Raw genomic sequence first — 22344 nt, forward strand, 5'->3', positions numbered from 1 at the left:
CGTTAGGGCATCGAGATGAGCGACAACGACTGGTTTCCCCCGGCGGACGAGCCCGATCCGGTTCGCGCCGCGCAGGCGGGCATGAAGCCCACCCTTCCAAAGCGCTTCTACAAGGATGCGGGGGTCGAGGAGCGGGACGGCCGCCACGCCCTCACGCTCGACGGGCGCAGCGCACGCACGCCTGGACGGCAGCCGCTCGCGGTCGCCTCCCGTCCGCTCGCGGAGGCCATGGCGGCCGAATGGGCCGGGCAGGGGACAGAGATCGATCCCTCCACCATGCCGATCACCCGGATCGTCAACTCTGCCCTAGACGGTGTCGCACCGCGGATGACGGAAGTTGTTGACGATCTGGTCCGCTACGCGGGCTCTGATCTCCTCTACTACCGGACGAGCGAGCCCGAGCGCCTGGCGCAGGCCCAGAATGCGGCCTGGGACCCAATCCTCGACTGGGTGCGGGACCAGCACGGAGCCCGATTCACCCTGGCCGAAGGGGTCATGCATGTCACACAGCCGGAGCAAGCTGTTGCGGCTATCCGGCGTGCCCTGGAGGAGGTCCGCTCACCGGAGGCCCTAGCGGCGCTCCACGTGATGACGTCCCTGTCCGGCTCGGTCCTGATTGCTCTGGCCCACGCAGCCGGCGCACTCGGGGCGGACGAGGCTTGGGCGGCCGCCCATGTGGACGAACTCTACCAGGAGAGCATCTGGGGCGAGGATTACGAGGCCTCGGAGCGCCGGAAGCGGCGGCAGGCCGATTTCCTGGCCGCTTCCACTGTCTATAGGCTTGCCGGCTCCTGATCCCGACCCGCCGGGTTCAGGCCCGCTGGAAGCGGATGCCGCATTTCTTCTGGATCGAGGCCTCCTCGATGGCCTGCATGTGTCCCTTCAGGCGGGCGAGTTCGGCTGTCTGAGCGTTGTTCCCACCCACGAAGAAGGCTGCGGGCCAGAAGATGACGACTGCGGCGGTCGTGGCGACCACGTCCTTGGTCCGCTGTGAATCCTGTGCGCCGGAGGCTGCTGCGGCCGCCGCACTGACGCGCTGCGCCTCCTGGCCCAGCTCGTTGCAGCTGTAGCCGCTATAGGAAGCCGTCGACACATAGGATGCGGCCACGTCCTCCGAGCGGCTGGCACAGCCCGCGACGGCGAGTGACGCGGTGAGTGCGACGGCGGACAGGTTACGGATGGTCTGCATGGATGCCCCTTTAATGTTATGTTGTAATATGGACTGTCTATCGCCAGGATCGCCGTCTGTGAAGTGAGGTGGAACACACAGCCGTGGAGCACCGAAAGTGGGATGTGCAGGGTAGATGCCCGGGCGGCTGTGCCGTGCTATGCCGGAGGTCACACTTTCCCGACGTTCAGAGTTCATCCCATGAAAGACATCCTCGAACGGCTTGAAGACAGGCGAGCCCAGGCCCGGCTCGGCGGCGGCACGAAGCGCATCGAAGCGCAGCACGGGCGCGGCAAGCTCACGGCCCGCGAGCGCATCGAGCTCCTGCTCGACAGAAACTCGTTCGAGGAATTCGATATGTTCGTCGAGCATCGCTCGACGGATTTCGGGATGGAGAAGGCCAAGATCCCGGGCGACGGCGTCGTCACCGGCTGGGGCACGGTCAACGGCCGCACGGTCTTCGTCTTCGCCAAGGATTTCACGGTCTTCGGCGGCTCGCTCTCCGAGGCCCATGCCCAGAAGATCATCAAGATCCAGGACATGGCGCTCAAGATGCGCGCGCCCATCGTCGGCCTGTTCGATGCCGGCGGCGCCCGCATCCAGGAGGGCGTGGCGGCGCTCGGCGGCTATGGCGAAGTGTTCAAGCGCAACGTGGTCGCCTCCGGCGTCATCCCGCAGATCTCGGTCATCATGGGCCCCTGCGCGGGCGGCGATGTCTATTCGCCGGCCATGACCGACTTCATCTTCATGGTCCGCGACCGCTCCTACATGTTCGTGACGGGTCCCGACGTGGTGAAGACCGTCACCAACGAGACGGTGACCTCAGAGGAACTCGGCGGCGCCAAGATCCACACCACCAAATCGTCCGTGGCGGACGGTGCCTACGATAACGACGTGGAGGCCCTTCTCCAGGTTCGCCGCCTCATCGATTTCCTGCCGGCCAACAATATGGATGGGGTGCCGGAGATCCCCAGCTTCGACGATCCGAACCGGGTCGACGACAGTCTCGACACCCTGATCCCCGACAATCCCAACAAGCCCTACGACATGAAGGAGCTAATCCTCAAAGTCGTGGACGAGGGGGATTTCTTCGAGATCCAGGAGGCCTTCGCGCGGAACATCATCACGGGTTTCGGCCGCATCGAGGGCCGGACGGTCGGGTTCGTGGCCAACCAGCCCATGGTGCTGGCGGGCGTGCTCGACGCCGATGCCTCACGCAAGGCGGCGCGCTTCGTGCGCTTCTGCGACGCCTTCAACATCCCGATCGTCACGTTCGAGGACGTGCCCGGCTTCCTGCCCGGTACTGCACAGGAATATGGCGGGCTCATCAAGCACGGCGCAAAACTGCTCTTCGCCTATTCGGAAGCGACCGTGCCACTAGTGACGGTGATCACACGCAAAGCCTTCGGCGGTGCCTATGACGTGATGGCCTCGAAGCATGTGGGCGGCGACGTGAACTATGCCTGGCCGACGGCGCAGATCGCCGTCATGGGCGCCAAGGGCGCGGTGGAGATCATCTTCCGGCAGGACCTGAACGACCCCGAGAAGATCGCGGCCCGCACCAAGGAATACGAGGACCGCTTCATGTCGCCCTTCGTGGCGGCCGAGCGCGGCTATATCGACGAGGTGATCATGCCGCATTCGACGAGGCGGCGCATTGCCCGGGCGCTCGCCATGCTCCGCGCCAAGGAGGTCGAGCGCCCCTGGAAGAAGCACGACAACATTCCGCTATGACCTCTCAGCCCTCTTTGCCAAGCCAAGGTATGTCAGAAGGAGCGGCTTTCGCGCAGAAGGCGGCTACTCTGATAGTGAAGGCTGGATTATCTTCGATCCCGCTGGCCGCTTTGGTTTTTGATATAGGGCAGATGGCGGTCGAGCTCGCAAACGCACGACCGCAGAACCGATTTCTCAACGACGTAGGGGAACGATTAAGCCGACTAGAAGCTGACGCTGCGGTTAAAGCGTCTAGTGATCCCCTACATGCGAATGCTGCGAATGCCGCAATGCGCGCTTTGCTAACTGAAACAAATGAAAATATTGCAGCTGCTCTAGCTAGAGCCGTCGTTGAGTTGCGCAAGCGAGATCTCTCCCATTACCAAAAATCTGAATGCGCAAGGATATTTGCGTCTCTGAATGAGCCGTTTTTGCATGGCCTGCAAACTTCTAGTCGCTACAGCCATGGGCAACTAACCGAAGCCGAATCGAGTTTAATGGATCCAAATGCTGATGAAAGAGAGCAGCTAGGTTTATTGCTTAAAGAATCCATGCAAGTAACAAGCTGGCCTTCGATTTTGGATCAATTAATGTGGCTCGGCTTACTTGAGGATGTAATCGATGCCGGAGTTATTGGCGAGCCCGACTACGCTGTTACAGTTCGATCGCCAACTAAGTTGGGGAAGCTAATTCTAGAACTCTGTTATGAAGACCAAAGTCGTCCGTTGCTAGGCCGTTTCAAGCAAGAGATTTAAGCTTGAAAGTTAGATCATCGCGGCGGGTTTCAATTACTCGTCGGATATTCACTGCTGTGCAGTGTGCTGCCAGCGGTGCCAAGCCAAATCGGGGGCGAATGCTGGGACTGGCAGAATTTGTGGGGGCTCGCTGCCACACATGCTGTCGCCATTCTGAGAACTTGCGAGATCCGCAAGGGCACATGGGCCCTTGCGGAGTCAGACTGCCAAAATGGCTTCCGCCCCTCACAGGGTCGTCAGCCAGTTCTTCGTCAAGTTGAGATCCGCCTGGGACAGGCCGTGTCCGACGGGGAGCATCTCGTGCTTCACGAGGGCGCCGGCGGCCGTGAACTGGTCGGCGAGGCGCGTGGCCTCCTCGATGGGCACGATGGGGTCGAGCTGGCCCGAGACCATGAGGATCGGCATGCCCGTCAGGTCGGGCTGCGGGGGCTCCTTGAGGGGAGCCATGGGCCGCAACAGGGCCGCGCCCGCCAAAATCTCCGGCCGGAGCAGAAGGAGGGCGGCCGCGATGTTGGCGCCGTTCGAGAAGCCGACCGCCACCGGAGCCGCGAGACCATAATCGTCTCTCGCCTCGGCGATGAAATCCGCAAGCTCACGGGCGCGGGTTTTCACATCCTCCTCGTCGAAGACGCCCTCTGCCAGCCGGCGGAAGAAGCGTGGCATCCCGTTTTCCAGAATCTTCCCGCGCGGGGATAGGAGGGCTGCCCCAGGAGACAGAATCTGGCCCAGGGGCAGGAGATCGTCCTCGTTGCCGCCGGTGCCGTGGAGGAGCAGCAGGGGCGGGCGGCCGGAGGCCGTCGCGGGCACATAGCGGTGGATGAAGGACAGGTCGGTCATGGTCTCGTCTTTCTCCCGGCCTGTGGCCGGGACAGGTCTTAAAGGTCGTTATGACAGGGCCGGCAGTGCGCCCTCGATTTCGGTGCGGTGCCCCTCCAGAAAGGGCGGCAGTTTCAGCTCCCGGCCGAGCCTTTCGCGGGACTCGTCCGCCGTGAAGCCGGGCTGGTCGGTGGCGATCTCGAAGAGAACGCCCCCCGGCTCGCGGAAATAGACGGACCGGAAGTAGTTGCGATCCTTCTGCTCCGTGGTCCGGATACCGTGGTGCTCGGCCAGGCGCTTCACCATGGCTTCCTGTGCGGCATCATCGGCCGCGCGGAAGGCCACGTGATGGACCGAGCCCGCCCCGAGGCGCCCCGGCAGGAAACCCTTCGCGTCGCGGACATCGACGGTGCTGCCTAGGCCGGCGTCGCCCCTGTAGCGAACGAGGGAGCCGTCCCGGACAGTCTCGTGGAAGCCGAACACGTCCGTCAGGATAGCGCCCGTCCGTGCTCCGTCCTCGACGAGGAGCGTCACGCCCTCGAGCCCCGCGATGGCGGCATCCTGCGGGATCTCGCCTTCCGGGTCGGCTGTCTCGGCGCCCGTTCCAGGCACGCCGACGAGCGCAAGACCGGTGCCGTCAGGGTCCTTGAAGGGCAGGACGCTGCGGCCGAAGCGCTTCTCGGGGGTGCCATGCTCCACGCCCTTCTCCAGGAAGCGGTGGGTCCAGAACCCGATGGCCGATTCCGGCACGCGGAAGCTCGTTTCCTGGGCAGATCCCACGCCGGAGCGCCCTGGTGCCGCATGCTCCCAGGGGAAGAACGTCAGGATCGAGCCGGGATCGCCCGAGGAATTGCCGTAGTAGAAGTGGTAGGTGCTGGGATCGTCGAAGTTGACGGTTTTCTTCACGAGCCGGAGACCCAGGACGCGCGTGTAGAAATCCAGGTTCTTCTGGGCGGGTCCGGCGATAGCCGTGACGTGATGGATGCCGTGATCTGCCATGATGTTCTCCGCGCAACGAGGGGCCGGCGGCCCGCCTTAGCGATCACATAAGACGGGGCCACGTTCATCCCCATGGCGGAAAGGCTAACCTTGCGGGAATGCAAGCCAAGCAAGATTCCAGCAACCAAAAAGCCTCAACATCGCTTAACCTCAACGGAAGGTCGGAAGATCCCGTTAACGTTTTACGCTCTCCCGCCGTGGGAATGTCTATGCATGACAGGAAAGCGGCCGACGCATGAAGCAGTCGGAAGGAGTAGAACGGATGATCGGTGCAGATCTTCGGGCCTTCATCGAGAGCGCCCTCGACAGGCAGTTTATTTCTGCCGAGGATGTGCGCCTTCTGCAAACGGACATTCTGAGCACGGGGCTCTCGTGCAAGGCGCAAGCCGAGGCGCTCCTCGCCCTTGATCGTGCGGTGCCTTCCGATGCGAGCTGGGAACCGGTGCTCACGTCCCTGGTGGTGGATTTCGTGGTCCAGAGCCGAGGCGCAGCCGGAATGGTCGAGCATGACGATGCTCTCTGGCTCGCCACCGTGCTCGATGTGGGCGGCCCCACCCGGACCGCGATGGGCATCGCCTATGCGGTTCTCGACCGGTCCCTCCATGTGGGCGCGGCGCTGCTCGATTTCATCATGCGCGGGCGCCATCTGGAACGGCAGCAGGGAATCGCTGCCTGAAGCCCCGGCAGACGAAATGCTGACCCGGCCCTGCTTCCCGAACGCCCCGATGTGCAGTAACGGGAATGGGGCAGGAATTTGGGTGGAAGCGTTCGAGGGCTCATGTTCGACAAGATCCTGATTGCCAATCGCGGCGAGATCGCCTGTCGGGTCATCAAGACCGCCAGGCGCATGGGCATCAAGACGGTGGCCGTCTATTCCGATGCGGACCGGGACGCCCTCCATGTGGAGATGGCGGACGAGGCGGTCCATATCGGACCGGCTGCGGCTGCCCAGTCCTATCTGGTGATCGAGAAGATCGTCGAGGCCTGCCGGCAGACCGGCGCCCAGGCGGTCCATCCGGGTTACGGCTTCCTGTCCGAGCGCGAGGCCTTCCCGAAGGCGTTGGCCGAGGCCGGGATCGTCTTCATCGGGCCGAATCCCGGTGCCATCGCGGCCATGGGCGACAAGATCGAGTCCAAGAAGGCAGCGGCCGCCGCCAAGGTTTCCACCGTCCCGGGGTTCCTCGGCGTCATCGAGAGCCCCGAGCAGGCGGTCGGGATCGCCGACGAGATCGGCTATCCGGTCATGATCAAGGCCTCGGCGGGCGGCGGCGGCAAGGGCATGCGCATTGCCTATTCGTCCGACGAGGTGGCCGAGGGCTTCGCCCGAGCCAAGTCGGAGGCGGCTTCCTCCTTCGGCGACGACCGGGTCTTCATCGAGAAATTCATCACCGACCCGCGCCACATCGAGATCCAGGTGCTCGGCGACAAGCACGGCAACGTGATCTATCTGGGCGAGCGCGAATGCTCGATCCAGCGCCGCAACCAGAAGGTCATCGAAGAGGCGCCGAGCCCGCTGCTGGACGAGGCGACCCGCCGGCTCATGGGCGAGCAGGCCGTGGCCCTCGCCAAGGCGGTCGGCTACGATTCCGCCGGCACGGTGGAGTTCGTGGCCGGGCAGGACAAATCCTTTTACTTCCTCGAGATGAATACCCGCCTGCAGGTGGAGCACCCGGTCACGGAGATGATCACCGGCATCGACCTCGTGGAGGAGATGATCCGGGTCGCGGCCGGCGAGAAGCTGCGTCTTTCGCAGGCCGACGTGAAACTCAAGGGCTGGTCGGTCGAAAGCCGCATCTATGCGGAGGATCCGGTCCGCAACTTCCTGCCCTCCACGGGCCGCCTCGTCACCTACCGCCCGCCGCAGGAGGGCGAGCACGGCGGCGTGAGCGTACGCAACGACACCGGCGTCTACGAGGGCGGCGAGATCTCGATCTACTACGATCCGATGATCGCCAAGCTCGTCACCCATGCGCCGACCCGCGAGCAGGCCATCGCGGCGCAGGCGGAGGCCCTCGACGCCTTCGCGATCGATGGGATCCGTCACAACATCCCGTTCCTGTCCGCGCTCATGCAGCATCCGCGCTGGCAGGAAGGGCGGCTGTCGACCGGCTTCATCGCCGAGGAATTCCCGCAAGGGTTCAAGGTGCCGGCGCCACAGGGCGAGGTCGCCCGGCGCATCGTCGCCGTGGGCGCGGCCATCGACCACCTGCTGAACGAGCGCAAGCGGCAGATCTCGGGCCAGATGCGCCCAGCTTCCGCCGTGACGTTCGAGCGCGAGCGCGTGGTCATGCTCGGATCCGAGCGTCATGCGGTCACGGTCGAGGACATCGAGGGCGGCATAGCGGTCGTCCTGGAAGGTCAGGCCTTGCCGGTCGTCTCGTCCTGGGTGCCGGGCGAGCCGGTCTGGACCGGCAGCGTCGGTGGCGAATGGATCGCCGTGCAGGTGCGGCCGATCCTCAACGGCGCGGTCCTGACCCATGCGGGCGCTGCCGCGGAGGTGCGCGTCTATACGGGTCGCGAGGCGGAGCTGGCGGCCCTGATGCCCGAGAAGGCCGAGGCCGATACGGGCAAGAAGCTGCTGTGCCCGATGCCGGGCCTCGTCAAGGCGATCTCCGTGCAGGTCGGCCAGGACGTGAAGGCGGGCGAGCCGCTGTGCATCGTCGAGGCGATGAAGATGGAGAACGTGCTGCGCGCCGAGCGCGATGCCACCGTATCCAAGATCCACGCCAAGGAAGGCGACAGCCTCTCGGTCGACGCCGTCATCATGGAATTCGCCTGAGGCGATCCTTCGGGCAGGAGACTATGCCGCTTTACTTCGCCTATGGGTCCAACATGGACCTCGACGCCATGGCCCAGCGCTGCCCGGCCTCGAAGCCGGTCGGCATCGGGCGGCTGATGCGCCATCGGTTCTTCATCTCCGATGACGGCTATGCGTCCGTCGTGCGTGATCCGCGCGGCGCCGTGTGGGGCCTCCTGTGGGATCTCGCCCTTGCGGACGTGCCGGCTCTCGACCGCTACGAGAGCCTCGCCACGGGTCTTTACTCCAAGGTCATCCAGCCGGTCCTGACCGGGCAGGGGCCGCGGCGAGCGCTCGTCTATGTGGGGCGCAGCCACCGCCCCGGCCTGCCGAAGCCCGGCTATATGGAAGGCGTCGTGAAGGCCGCCGAGGCGGCCGGGCTCGACCGGGACTATGTGCGGGCCCTCCGTGCCTGGCTCCCCGGGGAGCCGCGAGGAGCGCCGGAGACGCCTGTCATCCCCAAGGTCCGGCCGCGCTGGGAGGCGCCCTCGGGCCTTCCGGGACGGATCCGCGAGACGCGCTAGCCTCGCATCCAAACCCTTCGGAAGCATCAGAACCTTTGCCATACGCGCGCGTTGAGTCCGCAATGTGCGTACGAGGTTCTCTATGAAGACGAAACATGCCTCCATCTGGAAGCAATATGGCTATGCGTGGGTCACGCTGGGCTTCTTCCTGATCTCGCTCGTCGGGCACTGGCTCTTCGGATGGTTCGCCTACGTCAACGAACAGCAGGCCCATGCGCAGCCGATCCAGGTCTCGGAATACACGGTCGAAATGATGCGGGACACGCTGGAGAACTGGCAGTCCGAGTTCCTCCAGCTTCTCTGGCAGGTCGGCGGCCTTGCTGTCCTGCTTTATGTGGGGTCCCCGGCCTCGAAGGAGGGCGACGACCGCGTGGAGGCGAAGATCGACGAGATCCTGCGGCGGGTCGATCCGCAAAACGGCGAAAAGATCATCCGGAGCTTTGACGAGGAATATGCGGGCCGCCACACGGATTCGCGCCTCGCCTACACCAAAGAAATGTCCCGCTGAGGGGCATGTCCACGAGGGGTCATGACGTCAAAACGTATCCTTCATGTGATCATTCACGGCCGGGTCCAGGGCGTGGGCTTCCGCGCCTGGACCCATCATCAGGCCGAGCTCCACGGCCTCGGCGGATGGGTTCGCAACCGGCGGGACGGAACGGTCGAGGCCGTCTTCTCAGGGTCGGACGAAAGCATCGAGGCTATCCTGAAGGCCTGCCGGCAGGGGCCGCGCGGCGCCGTGGTGGAGCGAATTGAGCCCGTGGAGGATGCGGAGGGCGCCGATCCCGGCTCACCCTTCGAGGTCCGGGCGACCCGGTAGCCGGCGCGTAGCCGTCATGCTGGGCACCTTCCGTTACGCAATCCTGATCCGCGAGCCACCATGCTGAAGCTCTTCTATTCTCCCGGGGCCATCTCGCTGGCGGCGCATATCGCCCTTGAGGAGGCTGGCGCTCCTTACGAATTGGTCCGCGTCGATTTCAAGGCACGGCAGCAGCGCAGCGCCGATTATCTCGCGATCAATCCCCAGGGTCGCGTTCCGGCGCTTGCGACCGGGGAGGGGGTTCTCACGGAGACCCCCGCGATCCTGGTCTATGTGGCGGAGGCCTTCCGTCAGGCCGGTCTCGCTCCGGACGATCCCTGGTGCTTCGCCCGGATGCTGTCCGTCATCAGCTACGTGGCATCGACCGTTCACGTGGACAACGCGCATATCAACCGGGGCTACCGCTGGGCGGATGATCCCGATGCCATTGCGGACATGCGCCGCAAGGCTCCCGCCGTCATGGCCGCCGACCTGCGCCTGCTGGAGGACCGGATCGGTCGTGGGCCATGGGTTCTCGGCGAGCAGTACAGCGTCGCCGACGCTCACCTCTTCGTCATGACCTGGTGGGCGGAGCCCGACGGCGTTCCGTTGAAGGACTTTCCAAACCTGCGGGCCCACCTCGACCGCATGCAGGCCCGGCCGGCCGTCCTTCGAGCCCTTGCCCAGGAGGGCCTTTCGGCCCGGTAGGTGCGATCAAGCCCATGAACGCACGTGATGCGGACATGGTCGCCGAGGGCCGGCGCCATGCCGAATAGCTGGGCGTGTCGGTACCGCGTTCCACCAGCGAAATCACGTGACCCAAAAGTCATGGTGGGTGAGGGCAAGGCCCTTCGCAATGTTGGCGAAAGCTTTGACCGGAGCATTGCCGGTTCCGTCCGGATCGAAGGACAGGACCCCCGTCACGGGATTGTAGATGATATGATCATTGGCATCATGGGCCGCGCTGCCCTTATGAAAAGCGGAGGCGGCAAGCTTGCCGGCGCGCAGGGGCTGGAATGCCGCGCCTGCCAGATTGATCGTATCTTCGCCCACGGTGAAATCGGTAATCCAGTCGGCGTTCTTCAGACCGGGCGCACGAGAGAATCTGAAGATGTCGGCGCCTGTTCCGCCGGTCAGTCTGTCCCTGCCGAAGCCGCCGTCAAGCGTATCGTTGCCACCGTTTCCGACGATGATGTCGGAGAGATTGTTGCCGGGGAGTTTTTCACCGGTCTCATCACCTTTGATCGTGCGGAACAATTGGAATTCGCGGCCTTGGATACTCTTCTTCGATCCGACCTCGGAGCCCCAGGCCGCGACCAGTTTGCCGTCTTGCAGGCTTTCAATCACTGGAGCCGTTTGTCGGGCCTTGGCCCCGGCCGAAAGGCTGGTCGCATCGGTGAGCGGATTTCCATGCCGATCGAACACCTGCGCCCGGATATCTGAGGCGCCTGCTCTCCAGCTGACAGCGACGGCGCCGTTCGAGAGAACGGTCAGGTCGACAGGTGCCAAGTCTTTGAACGAGATCTGCTTCTCATTGAGCTTTATATCTTCGGTCCGTGGGGTGCCGTTGGCATTGTAGATGCGCAGAATGATGCCGTTGTTATCATCATGATAGCGGCGAAAGGCGACTGCAAATCCACCGTCTAACAATCCTACAGTCTTTCCTCCCGATTCTCCCTGGTCGTGGTCTCCAACCTCGTTATTCCCCCACCGTGGAAGTTTATCGAGTGGCTTTCCATTGGCCGAAAACCTCTTGAAATTCTTCCATTCAAACCCACCCACGTCGCTGAAATCGGCCGAGGCAACGAAACCTCCGTTCGCTAGACCGGCAATGGACGGGTTCCCGATCGGACCGTCAGGAATATCGCGAACAAAAGATATCTTCTGCCCAACTTGCTCCCCATCAGCACTATATCGCTGAAAAGTGGGGATTGCCGTTTCTGCAATAAAATCGTTGTACGCGAGGACGAAACCGCCGTTCTTCAACGGAGCCACGGAGGGCCCTCCGACCCCCTGATCAAAAGTTCCTTTCGGAGTGGCGAGATCTTTCTGGAGATGGCTGTCGCGGTCGAGCATTCGACCACGTATTGTATGATCGCCGTCTTGCGCATTGCCGAAAAAGGTGACGAGCGAACCATTGGGCAGTGCGGTCGCGGAAACGGGGTATTTGTCTCCGGTTCTATCGTCATCCACCTTCAACTCACCGGTGCGAGGTGTTGAATCTTCATTGAAAATTCTGCCGATGACCTGCGTCACATCTGGAGTGATGGAGGCCACATAGAAGCCGCCGGTGCTTTCCTTAAGACGGGCGATGTCGATGCTGACAGCGCCATTAGCGTCGAATTCACCCCTAATGGGGAAACTGCGCGTCACCGGCTTTAGATGGTAAGAAATCGTCGACACGCCGGAGGAGCCTCATTGAATACCACCTTTTAATGAAACTATATTTCATTTAATTGGCGGTCAACGGCTCAACGCTTCGGCGCGGTCTCCTCCACGGGCCCGCCCGCCTTCTTCCAGGCCGTGAATCCGCCCTCGATATGGGCCACGGGCGTCAGGCCCATGTCCTGTGCGGTCGCCGCGGAGAGCGCGGAGCGCCAGCCGGCCGCGCAGAAGAACACGAAGGTCTTGTCCTCAGCAAAGGCGGGCTTGTGATAGGGGCTCTCGGGATCGATCCAGAATTCCAGCATCCCGCGAGGGCAGTGCAGGGCGCCGGGCAGCCGGCCCTCCCGGTTGAGTTCGCGCGGGTCACGCAGGTCCACGAAGACGATGTCGTCCCGGCCCACGAGGGGAATCGCCTCCTCGACCGTCAGGGTCCTGATCTTGGCGTTCGCCTCGTCGAGCATGGCCTTGTAGCCGCGCGTAATCTTCTGGGCCATGGCCCGCCCTCCGTTGGAAGCTCCGACAAAACTGGGCATGATGGGCCAGGAGTCAACCGGAGACGATCGTGCTGGGTTTCACCGTTCTCGACCTTGCGGCCTTAGGCTTCTTCCTGCTCGCCTGGATGGGCTACTACGCCGCCGTCGAGAGGACGCGAGCCGGCGGGAAGGGCCTCAACCCGATCATGGACGGCTATCGCTTCCGCTGGATGGAGCAGACGGTGATCCGTGAGAACCGCGTGGTCGACACCACGATTCTCGGCGCCCTCATGAACGGGACCGCGTTCTTCGCCTCCACGTCCCTCATTGCGGTTGGCGGCGTACTGGCGCTTCTGCGCTCGGCCGATGCGGTCCTACCGGTCTTCGCCACCCTGCCGTTCGGCTCTCAGACCACACCGCTCACCTGGGAAATCAAGGTGATGGGGCTGGCCGTGATCTTCGTCTACGCCTTCTTCAAGTTCGCGTGGTCCTATCGCCTGTTCAACTACATGGCGATCATCGTCGGGTCGATTCCAGTGCTTCGGGCCGATAACCATGAGGAGGCGGCCTCCGTGGCCCGGCAGGCCGCCGCTATGAACGCCGTGGCTGGGAAACACTTCAACCGGGGCCAGCGCGCATTCTTCTTCTCGCTCGCCTATCTCGGGTGGTTCGTGCACGCCTATCTCTTCATGGCGGCGACAGCCTGCGTGCTTTATGTGATGTGGCGGCGCCAGTTCATCTCGGACGCCCGTCTGGCCGCATTGGGAAGAAGCGATGACCGAAAAGGCAACCGTCCAGGAAATTGAGGAGACCATGCTGGCGCTCGTGGCAGCACGGGGCGAAGGCCGGACGGTCGGCCCGTCCGAGGTTGCCCGGGCGCTCGGCGGAGATCAACCCGATGGTTGGGGCCGGCTGATGCAGCCCGTACGGCAGGTCGCGGTGCGCCTCATGAAGGAGGGGCGCATCGTCATTCTCCGCAAAGGCCGCCCGGTCGATCCGGACGATTTCAAGGGCGTCTATCGCCTGACCGTTCCGCCGAAAGGCTGAGCGTCAGGGGCCGGGCAGGAGGGTGCCGGTCCGGCCCGCGGCGTAATAGGCGATGAGGCCGGCCCATTCCTTGGTGGCAACGTCCAGCCGGCGCAGCCCGTCCGACACGAATGCGAAAGGACGCAGGGCATCCTCCGACGTGCCCGTGCGGAAATCGACCGGATAGGCGGTCACGTCCAGCCCCACCTTGCGGAAGACGCCCATGGCGCGGGGCATGTGCCAGGCGGACGTGACGAGAAGCCAGCGTCCTCCACCTTCCGGGTCGATCAGCTCGCGCGTGAAGGTCGCGTTCTCGGCCGTGGTGCGCGAACGGTCCTCGACGATAATGCGTGTCGCGTCGATGCCGATGGACGTGAGGTAATCCGCGATGATGGGCGCCTCCGCGGCGCCCTGGCCGAAGACCGTGCCGCCACCGCCTGAGATCAGGATTTTCGCCTTCGGATAGCGGTGCGCGAGCGCGATAGTGTCGAGCACGCGCTCGGCAGATTCATTGGCCACAAGGCTGCCGCGCGAGAGGGAATCGGCCGCCTCCACGGCGCCGCCCAGGAGGATGATCCCGGTCACGGGCGTCCCGTCATCACGGAAGGCCGGGAAGCGCTCCTCCAGCGGCCGCAGGAGCGCGCTGGAGATCGGCAAAAGGCCGAGGGCGAGGGTCGCTACGGCGGCCGTGAGGGCCAAGCCCATGCCAAGCCGCCGCCAGCGCCGCGTGAGGCCCAGCACGAGCCCGAGGAGCACGAGGCTGACGAGCAGGTTCGACGGAGTCGCGAAGAACCAGACGATCTTCGAGGCGTAATAGAACACGGCCCGCCTTTCTCCTTCAGTCGCTTACGAGCGGCCCATCTCGGCCTCGTAGCGGGCCTTGGTCTCCGCATTGGGCGGATACAGGCCGGGAAGGGGGACGCCCTTTTCGATTTCGCGCATGATCCAGAGTTCGAGCCGCTCCTGCTCGACGGCGGCCTTCGCCACCTCCTCGACCATGGCGGCCGGGATCACGACAACGCCGTCTCCGTCAGCGACGATCACGTCGTCCGGGAAGACCGCGACGCCGCCGCAGCCGATGGGCTCCTGCCAGCCCACGAAGGTGAGCCCGGCCACCGAGGGAGGCGCCGCCGCGCCGGCGCACCAGACGGGAAGCTCGGTGCCTTCGACTCCGACCGCATCGCGCACCACACCGTCGGTCACGAGCGCCGTGACGCCGCGCTTCTTCATGCGTGCCGTGAGGATGTCGCCGAAAATGCCCGCATCCGTGACGCCCATGGAATCGACCACCGCGATGCAGCCTTCCGGCATGTCCTCGATGGCCGCCCGGGTGGAGCGGGGGGAGGACCAGGATTCCGGCGTCGCCAGGTCCTCGCGGGCCGGCACGAAGCGCAGGGTGAAGGCCCGTCCGACGAGCCGTTCCGGGGCGTTGAACATGGGCACCGGGCCCTGCATCCAGCAGCGCCGGATCCCCTTCTTCAGAAGGACCGTCGTCAACGTGGCGGTGGAGGATGCGCGCAGGGCGTCGGCGATGGCTTTGTCCAGGGTCATGGGCTCTCTCTTTCGGATGTTACGCACTCATACCGCTTGCAAGAGCGCTTCGCCAACCGGGAAAAAGCCGGCCGTCACATTGTCGATGCGTTGCCGTGCTCCAAAACAGAAGGCGGCCGCCCAAGGGACGGCTCCTGAACCGGAGAACGATCGATGCGCCGTGTGTCCGCCTGTCTCGCAGCTCTCGCCGTGGCCGCGACGGCCTCCGCCGCCTGGGCGGCCGATGGCAACCGCGATCTCCTCGCCGAGCGGGTCATGAAGCTTTCGCGCAGCACCCAGTGGAAGCCCGTCGAGGCGGTGCCGATCAATTTCCCGACCTTTCACCCGCAGGGCATGGTGAAGATCGGCGACGCGCTTTACGTCTCGTCCGTCGAGATCAAGACCCCCACCAAGCGCTTCCCGCAGCCCGTGGACGGGTTCGACCGGGATACGGGGGAGGGCGTCGCGCATCTGTTCAAGATCGACCTGAAGGGCAACCTCGTGTCCGAGATCACCCTCGGCGAGGGCGCGGTCTATCATCCGGGCGGCATCGACTACGACGGTCGCTATATCTGGGTGCCGGTCGCCGAATACCGGCCCAACAGTCGCTCCATCATCTATCGGGTCGATCCTCAGACTATGCAGGCGACCGAGATGTTCCGCTTCAACGACCATATCGGCGGCCTAGTCCACGATACGGACGACAACTCGCTCCACGGGGTCAGCTGGGGCTCCCGGCGCTTCTACCGCTGGCCCCTCGGGCAGGACGGCAAGCCCACCAATGCGGACGAGGCGCCTGAGAAACTGAGGAAGCTCAACACATCCCATTATCTCGACTACCAGGACTGCAAATATGCCGGCAGCCACCGGATGCTCTGCTCCGGCGTCACGGAGATGCGGGTGACCACGGAGGGTCCGCTCTTCCGGCTCGGAGGCCTCGACCTGGTGAGCCTGACGGACGGCCGCCCGCTCTTCCAGACCCCCATCCTCCTCTGGACCGCCTCCGGCTACGACATGACCCACAACCCGGTCTGGATGGAGACGAGCGACGCCGGCATCCGCGGCTATTTCATGCCCGAGGACGACAAGTCGACCCTCTACATCTACGAGGCCGAGGTGAAGTAGCGGCGCGTTCTCACGCGGTCTTCTCGAACAGCTCGCGCCCGATCAGCATGCGCCGGATCTCGCTCGTCCCGGCGCCGATCTCGTAGAGCTTGGCGTCCCGCAGCAGGCGGCCGGTGGGATAATCGTTGATATAGCCGTTGCCGCCGAGGAGCTGGATGGCGTCGAGGGCGCATTGGGTCGCCTTCTCGGCCGCATAGAGGATGGCGCCCGCCGCGTCCTCGCGGGTGGTCTCGCCCCGGTCGCAGGACTTGGCGACCGCGTAGACATAGGCCTTGCAGGCATTCATGGTCACGTACATGTCCGCGACTTTCGCCTGCACGAGCTGGAAGCTGCCGATGGGCTGGCCGAACTGCTTGCGCTCGTGGATGTAGGGCAGGACCACGTCCATGCAGGCCTGCATGATGCCCAGCGGCCCCGCCGCCAGCACGGCACGCTCGTAATCCAGGCCGGACATGAGCACGTTGACCCCGCGGCCGACCTTGCCGAGCACGTTCTCCTCCGGCACCTCGCAATCCTCGAAGACGAGCTCGCAGGTATCGGATCCGCGCATGCCGATCTTGTCGAGCTTCTGCTGGGTGGAAAAGCCCTTGAAGCCCCGTTCGACGATGAAGGCCGTCATGCCGCGCGAGCCCGCCTCCGGATCGGTCTTGGCGTAGATCACCAGCACGTCCGCCACAGGGCCGTTGGTGATCCACATCTTGCTGCCGTTGATGACGTAGCGGTCGCCGCGCTTCTCGGCCTCCGTGCGCATGGAGACCACATCCGAGCCCGAGCCGGGCTCCGACATGGCGAGCGCGCCCACATGTTCGCCGGAGATGAGACGAGGAAGGTAACGGCGCTTCTGCTCGTCGCTGCCGTTGCGACGGATCTGGTTGATGCAGAGGTTGGAATGGGCCCCGTAGGACAGCCCCACGGAGGCCGAGCCGCGGGAGACCTCCTCCATGGCGATCACGTGTTCAAGATAGCCGAGGCCGATGCCGCCGTATTCCTCCTCCACGGTGATCCCGTGCAGGCCGATCTCGCCCATCTTGGGCCAGAGATCGCGCGGGAACGTGTTGGTTTGGTCGATCTCCTGGGCGCGGGGCGCGATATGGTCCCGGGTGAAGTCGCGGACGGTTTCGCGGATCGCCTCGGCGGTCTCGCCGAGGTCGAAATTGAAGGTCTTCTCGATGTTCCGAAGCATGCTTTCCTCCCACCTCCATCACGATCCGCGGCCGCGCGAGCGGGATGGCTTATTATGGGGACATTTTGGTCAGCAATGCTGCCCCTTTCAAGCGGTCTCAAGAAGAAAAGTGGGGGACGAAAAAGCCGCCCGGAGGCGGCCTCTCGATCTCAATAGGTCCCGAAGCGCCAGACGAAGTTGCCCTTGACGGTGTGCTCCTGCGCCCGTGCGCCGATCTGCCCGGCATAGCTGACGCCCAAGCTGATCGCCTCCGAGGCCCGCCAGTCGAGACCCGCCTCGGCCACCAAGGCATCCCGGTCGACCGGCACGCCCGCCACCGTGAACGGCGAGGCTCCGCCCGCAAAGGCCAGCAGCGCCTCGGGCGCCACATCGCCATAGGCATGCCGCCAGCCGAGCAGGCCGCTCAGCGTCAGCGGCACCGTCTCGCTCAAGCGCGCCTCGGCCCTTAAGCCCACGGTCGTGGTGCCGAGATCATAGGTCCGCCCATACCCGGTCAGCGCGGCAGCCCCGCCCTGCTCCTGGAAACCGTCGGTCGACAGCCGCAGCACGGACGCGCCGACAAACGGCTCGAGCGCCAGCGCGCCGAAGCCGAGCCGGTAGCCGAGCTCGCCGAAGGCCTGCAGGGTCGAACCGTCATAGGAGGCTTTGACCGCATCGGCATAGCCCGGGAACGTGATGGTGCGGCTCAAGTCGATGTCGTGGCGGGCATAGGCCGCGCCGAGGCGCAGGGTGAGGGCGCCCCATTGGCCGGAGCCATAGAGGGCACCGAACACGCTCTCGTTGGAGCCGGAGGAGAGGCGGGCATCGACATCGAGCGCGGTGCGCAGATAGCCGCCGGCAAGGCCAAGGCGCCAGCCGTCGGTGACCTGGGCATCGGCGCCGATCAGGAAGCCGCCGGTGGAGGTGTCGAGCGCGGCGGCATTGCGGTCGGAGCGGGTTTTGCCCCGGGCCCCGAAGCCTTCCCCCCACAGGGCATAGCGCGGGGCGATGGGCTGCGGCACCACCGCGACCGGGGCCACGGCTTGGCCGGGCCGATCGGCCGCGAAGGCGGCGCCGTAGGCGCCTTGGGCGAGCAGCGGCAGGGACGTGAGCGGCTGGCGCAGGCGGGTGAGCAGGGTGGTCTGGATCAGCCCGGCCTGGGCATAGCCCGCCGTCACGGCCGAGCCGTGCGCCTCGCCCGAGAGCGCATCGAAGGCCTGGCGCGCGCCCGCGACGGTCGATCCGAGCACAGTGTTGTAGAGCCGGTTGCCGGCCCCGAGCGCCTCGACCGCATCGGCGGTGTGATACTGGTTTTCCGTTACGGCCACGGTGTGGAAGGCAACCGGCACAGGCGGCGCCGGGGGAACCGGCGGAGGCGGAGCCGGAGGGGTTGGCGGCACAGTCTTGCGGACCATGGTGAGCGTGACCGCATCAGCCGTATAGCCGAGCGTCGGCGTGATGAAGGCAAAGTCCGTGCTCTGGGTGCCCGCAAAGGTGCCGGTGCGCCCGCCCTGGGCGGTCAGGATGGTGTAGGCATGGTCGGCCAGGAAGTTGATGCCCTGGTCGGGCAGGATCTGCACGGTACCGCCGTTGAGCGTGGCGGTGCCGGTGACGGCAATGCGGTCGGAGCGGCCGGCGCCGTCGATCTCGACCGCATAGAACGAGCCGGGGCCGAACGAGAGGGGACCGGCGACATTCAGGGTGCCGATGGAATTGCCCGGTGCCACCGTGCCACCGCTCTGCAGGCTAAGCCGCCCCACCGTGCCGGTGCCGGACAGCGTGCCCCCCGTCACCGTGACGGGCGAGGAGGCGAGCGAGCCGTTGACGGCCAGTTGCCCGGCCTGGACATAGGTTGGGCCGGTCAGGGTGCTGGTGCCGGTCAGGGCAAGGCGGCCCGATCCGGACTTGAGGAGTGAGCCGCCGCCCTCGATCGGCGCATCGAAGGTCAGCGCGTCGGTATGGTTGAACGCGAGGGTGCCGTCATTGACGAGGCGGGAGGTGGAGAGGATCCCGCCCGCGCCGCCGGTCCCGACCCGCAGGGCGCCGTCCGTTCCGACGATGATCGTGCCGGCGCTGACGCGGCCGCCATCGGCCAGCGTGAGGACATCCACGTCGGGAACTCCAATCGTGGAATCGCCGACCGCGAGGGTGCCGCCGACATCGAGCCTGGAGCCGGCGCCGCGCACAGACACATTGCCGTAGCCGGTCATGGCCAGGAGCGCCATGTCGCCGGTGGTCGTCATGCGGCCGCCGTTCAGGATGTTGAAGTCGAGATCGCCGATCCCGCCGCTGACCTGGGCCATGTCGGCACTCAGCAGCGAGCCTGCCCCGGTGATCGTGACCGTGCCGCCGATCCAGGCGAATTGCGGCGTGGTTACACGACCGCCATCCGCGAGGGTCAGGGTGCCGATACCCTGTACGGACCCGCCGTCGAGATGGCCGCCCTGTTCGACCGTCAGGGTGCCGCCTGCCACCATCACGTCGCCATGGGCCTTGAAGCTGCCCCGGAGGTTCACGTCGCCACAGCTGCAGATGTCGAGGTTGCCGCCGATCTCGCTGTTGCCGGTCAGCGTCATGGCCGTCGCGGTGCCGTCGATGGCGAGCGATCCGGCGCCCAGGAACGACCCCGCGAAGGTGGTCGCCTTGTCGGACAGGCCGGTCGTCAGCGACGCGCCGCCCGCGATGGTCACGGTACCGGCGCCGGAGAGGGACCCGACCGCTTCGTCGCCCGTCGTGACGGCGAGGGTGGCGCCCGCATCGACCGTAAAGTCGGAGAGGGCCGAGAAGGCGCCCGCAGCGCCGCTCGCGAGCGTACCGGCCGAAACCACCGTCTCGCCGCTATAGGAGCCGGCGCCCGTCAGGGTCAGTGTGCCGATGCCCTGCTTGAGGACGCGCCCCGATCCGGAAATGTCACCGGCGAAGCTCCAGGCATCGGAGCGGTTGAAGGCAAGCGTGGCCTGGTTGGCGACATCGCCGGCCAGATTGCCCGAGGTGCCGCCGGATCCGATCTGCAGCGTGCCGGCCTGGATGGTCGTGAGGCCCGTATAGGTGTTCTCGCCGGACAGCGTGAGCGTGCCGGTGCCGGACTTGGTCAGAGAGCCGCCGATTCCGCCGCCCATTCCGCCATCCTGGATTACGCCAGCGACGGTGGTCGACCGGCCGTTAGCGCCGACCGTCAGCTCATTCGCGCCGAGGCGGAAGGTGCCATTGCCTTCGATTGAGCCCGCCGTCAGCTTTCGGTCGAAGGCTGGGCCGAAGCTGCCAGAGAAGTCGACAACGCCTCCGGCATTGTTGATCAGCCGCGCATTGCCTCCGGTGCTCCACCCAAAGAACTCGGTGAGACCACCGGCATTGGTGGTCACGACGCTGTTGCCGGCGTTGCTGCCCTCCTGAAACGACGTCACGCCGCCGGCATTTGCGGTGAGCGTGGCGGTTCCCGCGTTGCTGGTTCCGAGGAAGTACGTGTAGCCATTGGCGGTCGAGAAGACCATGCCGCTGGCATCGAAGCCGTTCCGGAGCTGAAGGAAGCCGCCATTGACGTTGACTGGACCGGAGCCCAGTGTACCTGTGCCGTTGGCGGCCAACGAGCCGCCACTCACGGTCGTGCCGCCGAGATAGGTGTTGACGCCGGTCAGGGTCAGGGTGCCGGGTCCCCGCTTGGTCAGGCCGCCGTTGCCGGAAATAGTGCCGGACAGCGTCATCAGGTTGCCCTGATCGTTGATGGTGCCTATGCCGCTGGCCAGAGTGATCGGGTTGGCAGGGGTCAGCCCAGCCGCCGTCGCTTGCAGCGTCGTCCCGGAGGCCATGTTCAGGGCGCCAGTCCCGAGCGCGGCACTGTGGCCCACCGCCAGAGTGCCGGCCGATAAGGCCGTGCCGCCGGAAAAAGTACTTGCGCCGGTCAGGGTCAGGGTGCCGGTGCCCTGCTTGATCAGGCCGCCGGTGCCGGAAATGTTGCCGGAAAATGTCGTGCTGGAGCCGTTACGGCTGGTGGTCAGCGTGCCCGTGCCGAGCAGGATATTGCCTGCACCCACAAGGGAGCCGATCTCCTGGTCGAAGCCGGCGAGGTCGACCACAGCGCCGGCAGCCACCGTCATGGCACTTGCGGCAGACATCGACCCGGCTGACCCGGCCCGGAGCGTCCCTTGGTTGACCGTCGTCACGCCAGAATAGGTGTTATTCCCGAAGAGGGTCAGCGTGCCGGTACCGGTCTTCTCGAAAAAATCAAATCCCACGTACTGGCCGCCGCTTCCCAGCAGGGCAGTATTGAAACTCGCGTTGGTGGGGCCTCCAAATGCCAAGACATTCCCGGTTCCGGTCGCCGTCACTTGGCCCGTAATCGTGCTGCCGCCATAAAGTTCGAGCCGGTTGTTCTGTCCGTTCAAACTCACGCCCATCAAACCTCGGCCCGTGAGCGAGCCGAGATTAGTGATCGTATTGCGGTTGCCGACCACGGCGATGCCGGTTGCCCCTTCGATGGTCCCGGCGTTGAGGATGAGACCATAATCTCCGAGGAGCGTGATGCCATTTCCGTCCGGACCTGCAGCGAAGCCACCGAACCCACCGGAGACGCCGCCGTAATTTGAGATCCTGACGCCGATTCCGGCGACCGAGATGCCGTCGCCGCCACCGCCGCCCGCACCTGGTGTGGTACTTCCCAAGCCGCCGTTACCCCCGGCTATCGTGGCGCTGGCATCGTTGAAGATTTCCGACGAATGCGCCGCATTCAGCGTGATGCCGTTGCCGCCGCCGCCGCCAGCTCCGTAAACGCCATTGAACTGAAAACCGTTGCCGCCATTGCCGCCCGTGATGGTGTTATAGTTATAGATTGTTACCCATCCAGAAAGGCCGATGCCGCTTCCGCCGCCTCCGCCCCCGCCGCCGCCCTGTTGACCGCTGAGGTTGGCAAAGCCTCCGCCCCCGCCGCCACCATTGGCGCCGCCCGTAGCGGTTCCTCCATCGGCGGGTTGACTGCCGCCGCGGCCGCCACCGGTACCGTCGGTCCCATTGCCGCCAGGAGCCAACATGGCACCGAAGCCGCCATTGCCACCGTTGCCACCTCGGCCTCCGCCCCC

General features: G+C 65.0%; 20 protein-coding genes and 1 pseudogene. 12 read left to right on the plus strand and 9 right to left on the minus strand.

Going from position 1 to position 22344, the window contains the following annotated elements:
- The first annotated feature begins 15 nt into the window (after positions 1 to 15).
- A complete protein-coding gene (locus C4E04_RS08175) occupies positions 16 to 795 on the plus strand; it encodes an ATP12 family chaperone protein (RefSeq protein ID WP_109596569.1) in 780 nt (259 codons plus the stop codon).
- Positions 796 to 811: 16 nt separating this feature from the next.
- On the opposite strand, the gene C4E04_RS08180 is transcribed toward C4E04_RS08175, so the two are convergent.
- Positions 812 to 1189 (minus strand): hypothetical protein, encoded by a 378-nt coding sequence (locus C4E04_RS08180; protein WP_109596571.1) that lies wholly within the window; start codon positions 1187 to 1189, stop codon positions 812 to 814.
- Between the two features lie 180 nt (positions 1190 to 1369).
- Between C4E04_RS08180 and C4E04_RS08185 the strand changes: the two genes are divergently transcribed.
- Together C4E04_RS08185 and C4E04_RS20850 are read left to right on the plus strand one after the other, a co-directional pair.
- On the plus strand, positions 1370 to 2902 hold the full coding sequence (locus C4E04_RS08185) for an acyl-CoA carboxylase subunit beta (protein WP_109596573.1): 1533 nt from the start codon (positions 1370 to 1372) through the stop codon (positions 2900 to 2902).
- Positions 2899 to 3636, plus strand: coding sequence for a hypothetical protein (locus C4E04_RS20850; protein WP_162559318.1), 738 nt, complete (start codon positions 2899 to 2901; stop codon positions 3634 to 3636). The genes C4E04_RS08185 and C4E04_RS20850 overlap by 4 nt, the downstream gene beginning before the upstream one ends.
- Positions 3637 to 3861: 225 nt before the next feature.
- On the opposite strand, the gene C4E04_RS08190 is transcribed toward C4E04_RS20850, so the two are convergent.
- Together C4E04_RS08190 and C4E04_RS08195 are read right to left on the minus strand one after the other, a co-directional pair.
- Complete coding sequence (locus C4E04_RS08190) at positions 3862 to 4473, minus strand: alpha/beta hydrolase (RefSeq protein ID WP_109596575.1); 612 nt, start codon at positions 4471 to 4473, stop codon at positions 3862 to 3864.
- A gap of 48 nt (positions 4474 to 4521) precedes the next feature.
- Entirely contained in the window at positions 4522 to 5451 is a 930-nt protein-coding gene (locus C4E04_RS08195; protein WP_109596577.1) for a ring-cleaving dioxygenase, read from the minus strand.
- A 262-nt stretch (positions 5452 to 5713) separates the two neighbouring features.
- Here C4E04_RS08195 and C4E04_RS08200 point away from each other — a divergent pair, with 262 nt between their 5' ends.
- The 6 genes and pseudogenes from C4E04_RS08200 to C4E04_RS08225 all read left to right on the plus strand — a co-directional run bounded on the left by C4E04_RS08200 (position 5714) and on the right by C4E04_RS08225 (position 10279).
- Positions 5714 to 6127, plus strand: a complete 414-nt coding sequence (locus C4E04_RS08200; RefSeq protein WP_162559319.1) for a hypothetical protein — start codon at positions 5714 to 5716, stop codon at positions 6125 to 6127.
- Positions 6128 to 6229: 102 nt separating this feature from the next.
- Complete coding sequence (locus C4E04_RS08205) at positions 6230 to 8230, plus strand: acetyl/propionyl/methylcrotonyl-CoA carboxylase subunit alpha (RefSeq protein ID WP_109596581.1); 2001 nt, start codon at positions 6230 to 6232, stop codon at positions 8228 to 8230.
- A gap of 23 nt (positions 8231 to 8253) precedes the next feature.
- Positions 8254 to 8664: pseudogene (locus C4E04_RS08210) on the plus strand (gamma-glutamylcyclotransferase family protein); the annotation flags it as partial.
- 190 nt (positions 8665 to 8854) lie between these two features.
- The gene (locus tag C4E04_RS08215) at positions 8855 to 9280 is read left to right on the plus strand and encodes a DUF6766 family protein (protein ID WP_109596585.1); all 426 of its coding nucleotides are present in this window, start codon (positions 8855 to 8857) and stop codon (positions 9278 to 9280) included.
- A gap of 21 nt (positions 9281 to 9301) precedes the next feature.
- Entirely contained in the window at positions 9302 to 9592 is a 291-nt protein-coding gene (locus C4E04_RS08220; protein WP_109596587.1) for an acylphosphatase, read from the plus strand.
- Between the two features lie 60 nt (positions 9593 to 9652).
- A complete protein-coding gene (locus C4E04_RS08225) occupies positions 9653 to 10279 on the plus strand; it encodes a glutathione S-transferase family protein (protein ID WP_109596589.1) in 627 nt (208 codons plus the stop codon).
- 102 nt (positions 10280 to 10381) lie between these two features.
- Here the strand turns inward: C4E04_RS08225 and C4E04_RS20855 are convergent, their stop codons facing one another.
- Positions 10382 to 11974: a M10 family metallopeptidase C-terminal domain-containing protein gene (locus C4E04_RS20855; protein ID WP_162559320.1), complete on the minus strand. Its 1593-nt coding sequence runs from the start codon at positions 11972 to 11974 to the stop codon at positions 10382 to 10384.
- Between the two features lie 68 nt (positions 11975 to 12042).
- Positions 12043 to 12450 (minus strand): rhodanese-like domain-containing protein, encoded by a 408-nt coding sequence (locus C4E04_RS08240; protein WP_109596595.1) that lies wholly within the window; start codon positions 12448 to 12450, stop codon positions 12043 to 12045.
- A gap of 68 nt (positions 12451 to 12518) precedes the next feature.
- On the opposite strand from C4E04_RS08240, the gene C4E04_RS08245 reads away from it, so the two are divergent.
- Together C4E04_RS08245 and C4E04_RS08250 are read left to right on the plus strand one after the other, a co-directional pair.
- Positions 12519 to 13235, plus strand: a complete 717-nt coding sequence (locus tag C4E04_RS08245; RefSeq protein WP_371682044.1) for a DUF599 domain-containing protein — start codon at positions 12519 to 12521, stop codon at positions 13233 to 13235.
- Entirely contained in the window at positions 13204 to 13476 is a 273-nt protein-coding gene (locus C4E04_RS08250) for a DUF3253 domain-containing protein (protein WP_109596597.1), read from the plus strand. The genes C4E04_RS08245 and C4E04_RS08250 overlap by 32 nt, the downstream gene beginning before the upstream one ends.
- Before the next feature lie 3 nt (positions 13477 to 13479).
- On the opposite strand, the gene C4E04_RS08255 is transcribed toward C4E04_RS08250, so the two are convergent.
- Positions 13480 to 14277: a YdcF family protein gene (locus C4E04_RS08255; protein WP_109596599.1), complete on the minus strand. Its 798-nt coding sequence runs from the start codon at positions 14275 to 14277 to the stop codon at positions 13480 to 13482.
- Positions 14278 to 14301: 24 nt separating this feature from the next.
- Complete coding sequence (locus C4E04_RS08260) at positions 14302 to 15006, minus strand: ribonuclease activity regulator RraA (RefSeq protein WP_109596601.1); 705 nt, start codon at positions 15004 to 15006, stop codon at positions 14302 to 14304.
- Between the two features lie 153 nt (positions 15007 to 15159).
- On the opposite strand from C4E04_RS08260, the gene C4E04_RS08265 reads away from it, so the two are divergent.
- The gene (locus C4E04_RS08265; RefSeq protein ID WP_210204611.1) at positions 15160 to 16110 is read left to right on the plus strand and encodes a DUF6454 family protein; all 951 of its coding nucleotides are present in this window, start codon (positions 15160 to 15162) and stop codon (positions 16108 to 16110) included.
- Between the two features lie 10 nt (positions 16111 to 16120).
- Here the strand turns inward: C4E04_RS08265 and C4E04_RS08270 are convergent, their stop codons facing one another.
- Both C4E04_RS08270 and C4E04_RS08275 read right to left on the minus strand, forming a co-directional pair.
- Positions 16121 to 17293 (minus strand): isovaleryl-CoA dehydrogenase, encoded by a 1173-nt coding sequence (locus C4E04_RS08270; protein ID WP_109596603.1) that lies wholly within the window; start codon positions 17291 to 17293, stop codon positions 16121 to 16123.
- A 149-nt stretch (positions 17294 to 17442) separates the two neighbouring features.
- The gene (locus tag C4E04_RS08275) at positions 17443 to 22296 is read right to left on the minus strand and encodes an autotransporter domain-containing protein (RefSeq protein WP_109596605.1); all 4854 of its coding nucleotides are present in this window, start codon (positions 22294 to 22296) and stop codon (positions 17443 to 17445) included.
- Positions 22297 to 22344 lie beyond the last annotated feature (48 nt).

The sequence above is a fragment of the Microvirga sp. 17 mud 1-3 genome (genome assembly GCF_003151255.1).
Lineage (GTDB): Bacteria > Pseudomonadota > Alphaproteobacteria > Rhizobiales > Beijerinckiaceae > Microvirga.

Bases quoted from the DNA above. Each gene is read 5' to 3' on its own strand.
- C4E04_RS08200 (WP_162559319.1), top strand. From the start codon at position 5,714: ATGATCGGTGCAGATCTTCGGGCCTTCATCGAGAGCGCCCTCGACAGG.
- C4E04_RS08270 (WP_109596603.1), bottom strand. From the start codon at position 17,293: ATGCTTCGGAACATCGAGAAGACCTTCAATTTCGACCTCGGCGAGACC.
- C4E04_RS08190 (WP_109596575.1), bottom strand. From the start codon at position 4,473: ATGACCGACCTGTCCTTCATCCACCGCTATGTGCCCGCGACGGCCTCC.
- C4E04_RS08250 (WP_109596597.1), top strand. From the start codon at position 13,204: ATGACCGAAAAGGCAACCGTCCAGGAAATTGAGGAGACCATGCTGGCG.
- C4E04_RS20850 (WP_162559318.1), top strand. From the start codon at position 2,899: ATGACCTCTCAGCCCTCTTTGCCAAGCCAAGGTATGTCAGAAGGAGCG.
- C4E04_RS08215 (WP_109596585.1), top strand. From the start codon at position 8,855: ATGAAGACGAAACATGCCTCCATCTGGAAGCAATATGGCTATGCGTGG.
- C4E04_RS08195 (WP_109596577.1), bottom strand. From the start codon at position 5,451: ATGGCAGATCACGGCATCCATCACGTCACGGCTATCGCCGGACCCGCC.
- C4E04_RS08240 (WP_109596595.1), bottom strand. From the start codon at position 12,450: ATGGCCCAGAAGATTACGCGCGGCTACAAGGCCATGCTCGACGAGGCG.
- C4E04_RS08180 (WP_109596571.1), bottom strand. From the start codon at position 1,189: ATGCAGACCATCCGTAACCTGTCCGCCGTCGCACTCACCGCGTCACTC.
- C4E04_RS08225 (WP_109596589.1), top strand. From the start codon at position 9,653: ATGCTGAAGCTCTTCTATTCTCCCGGGGCCATCTCGCTGGCGGCGCAT.
- C4E04_RS08205 (WP_109596581.1), top strand. From the start codon at position 6,230: ATGTTCGACAAGATCCTGATTGCCAATCGCGGCGAGATCGCCTGTCGG.
- C4E04_RS08275 (WP_109596605.1), bottom strand. From the start codon at position 22,296: ATGTTGGCTCCTGGCGGCAATGGGACCGACGGTACCGGTGGCGGCCGC.
- C4E04_RS08260 (WP_109596601.1), bottom strand. From the start codon at position 15,006: ATGACCCTGGACAAAGCCATCGCCGACGCCCTGCGCGCATCCTCCACC.
- C4E04_RS08185 (WP_109596573.1), top strand. From the start codon at position 1,370: ATGAAAGACATCCTCGAACGGCTTGAAGACAGGCGAGCCCAGGCCCGG.
- C4E04_RS08265 (WP_210204611.1), top strand. From the start codon at position 15,160: ATGCGCCGTGTGTCCGCCTGTCTCGCAGCTCTCGCCGTGGCCGCGACG.
- C4E04_RS08220 (WP_109596587.1), top strand. From the start codon at position 9,302: ATGACGTCAAAACGTATCCTTCATGTGATCATTCACGGCCGGGTCCAG.
- C4E04_RS08175 (WP_109596569.1), top strand. From the start codon at position 16: ATGAGCGACAACGACTGGTTTCCCCCGGCGGACGAGCCCGATCCGGTT.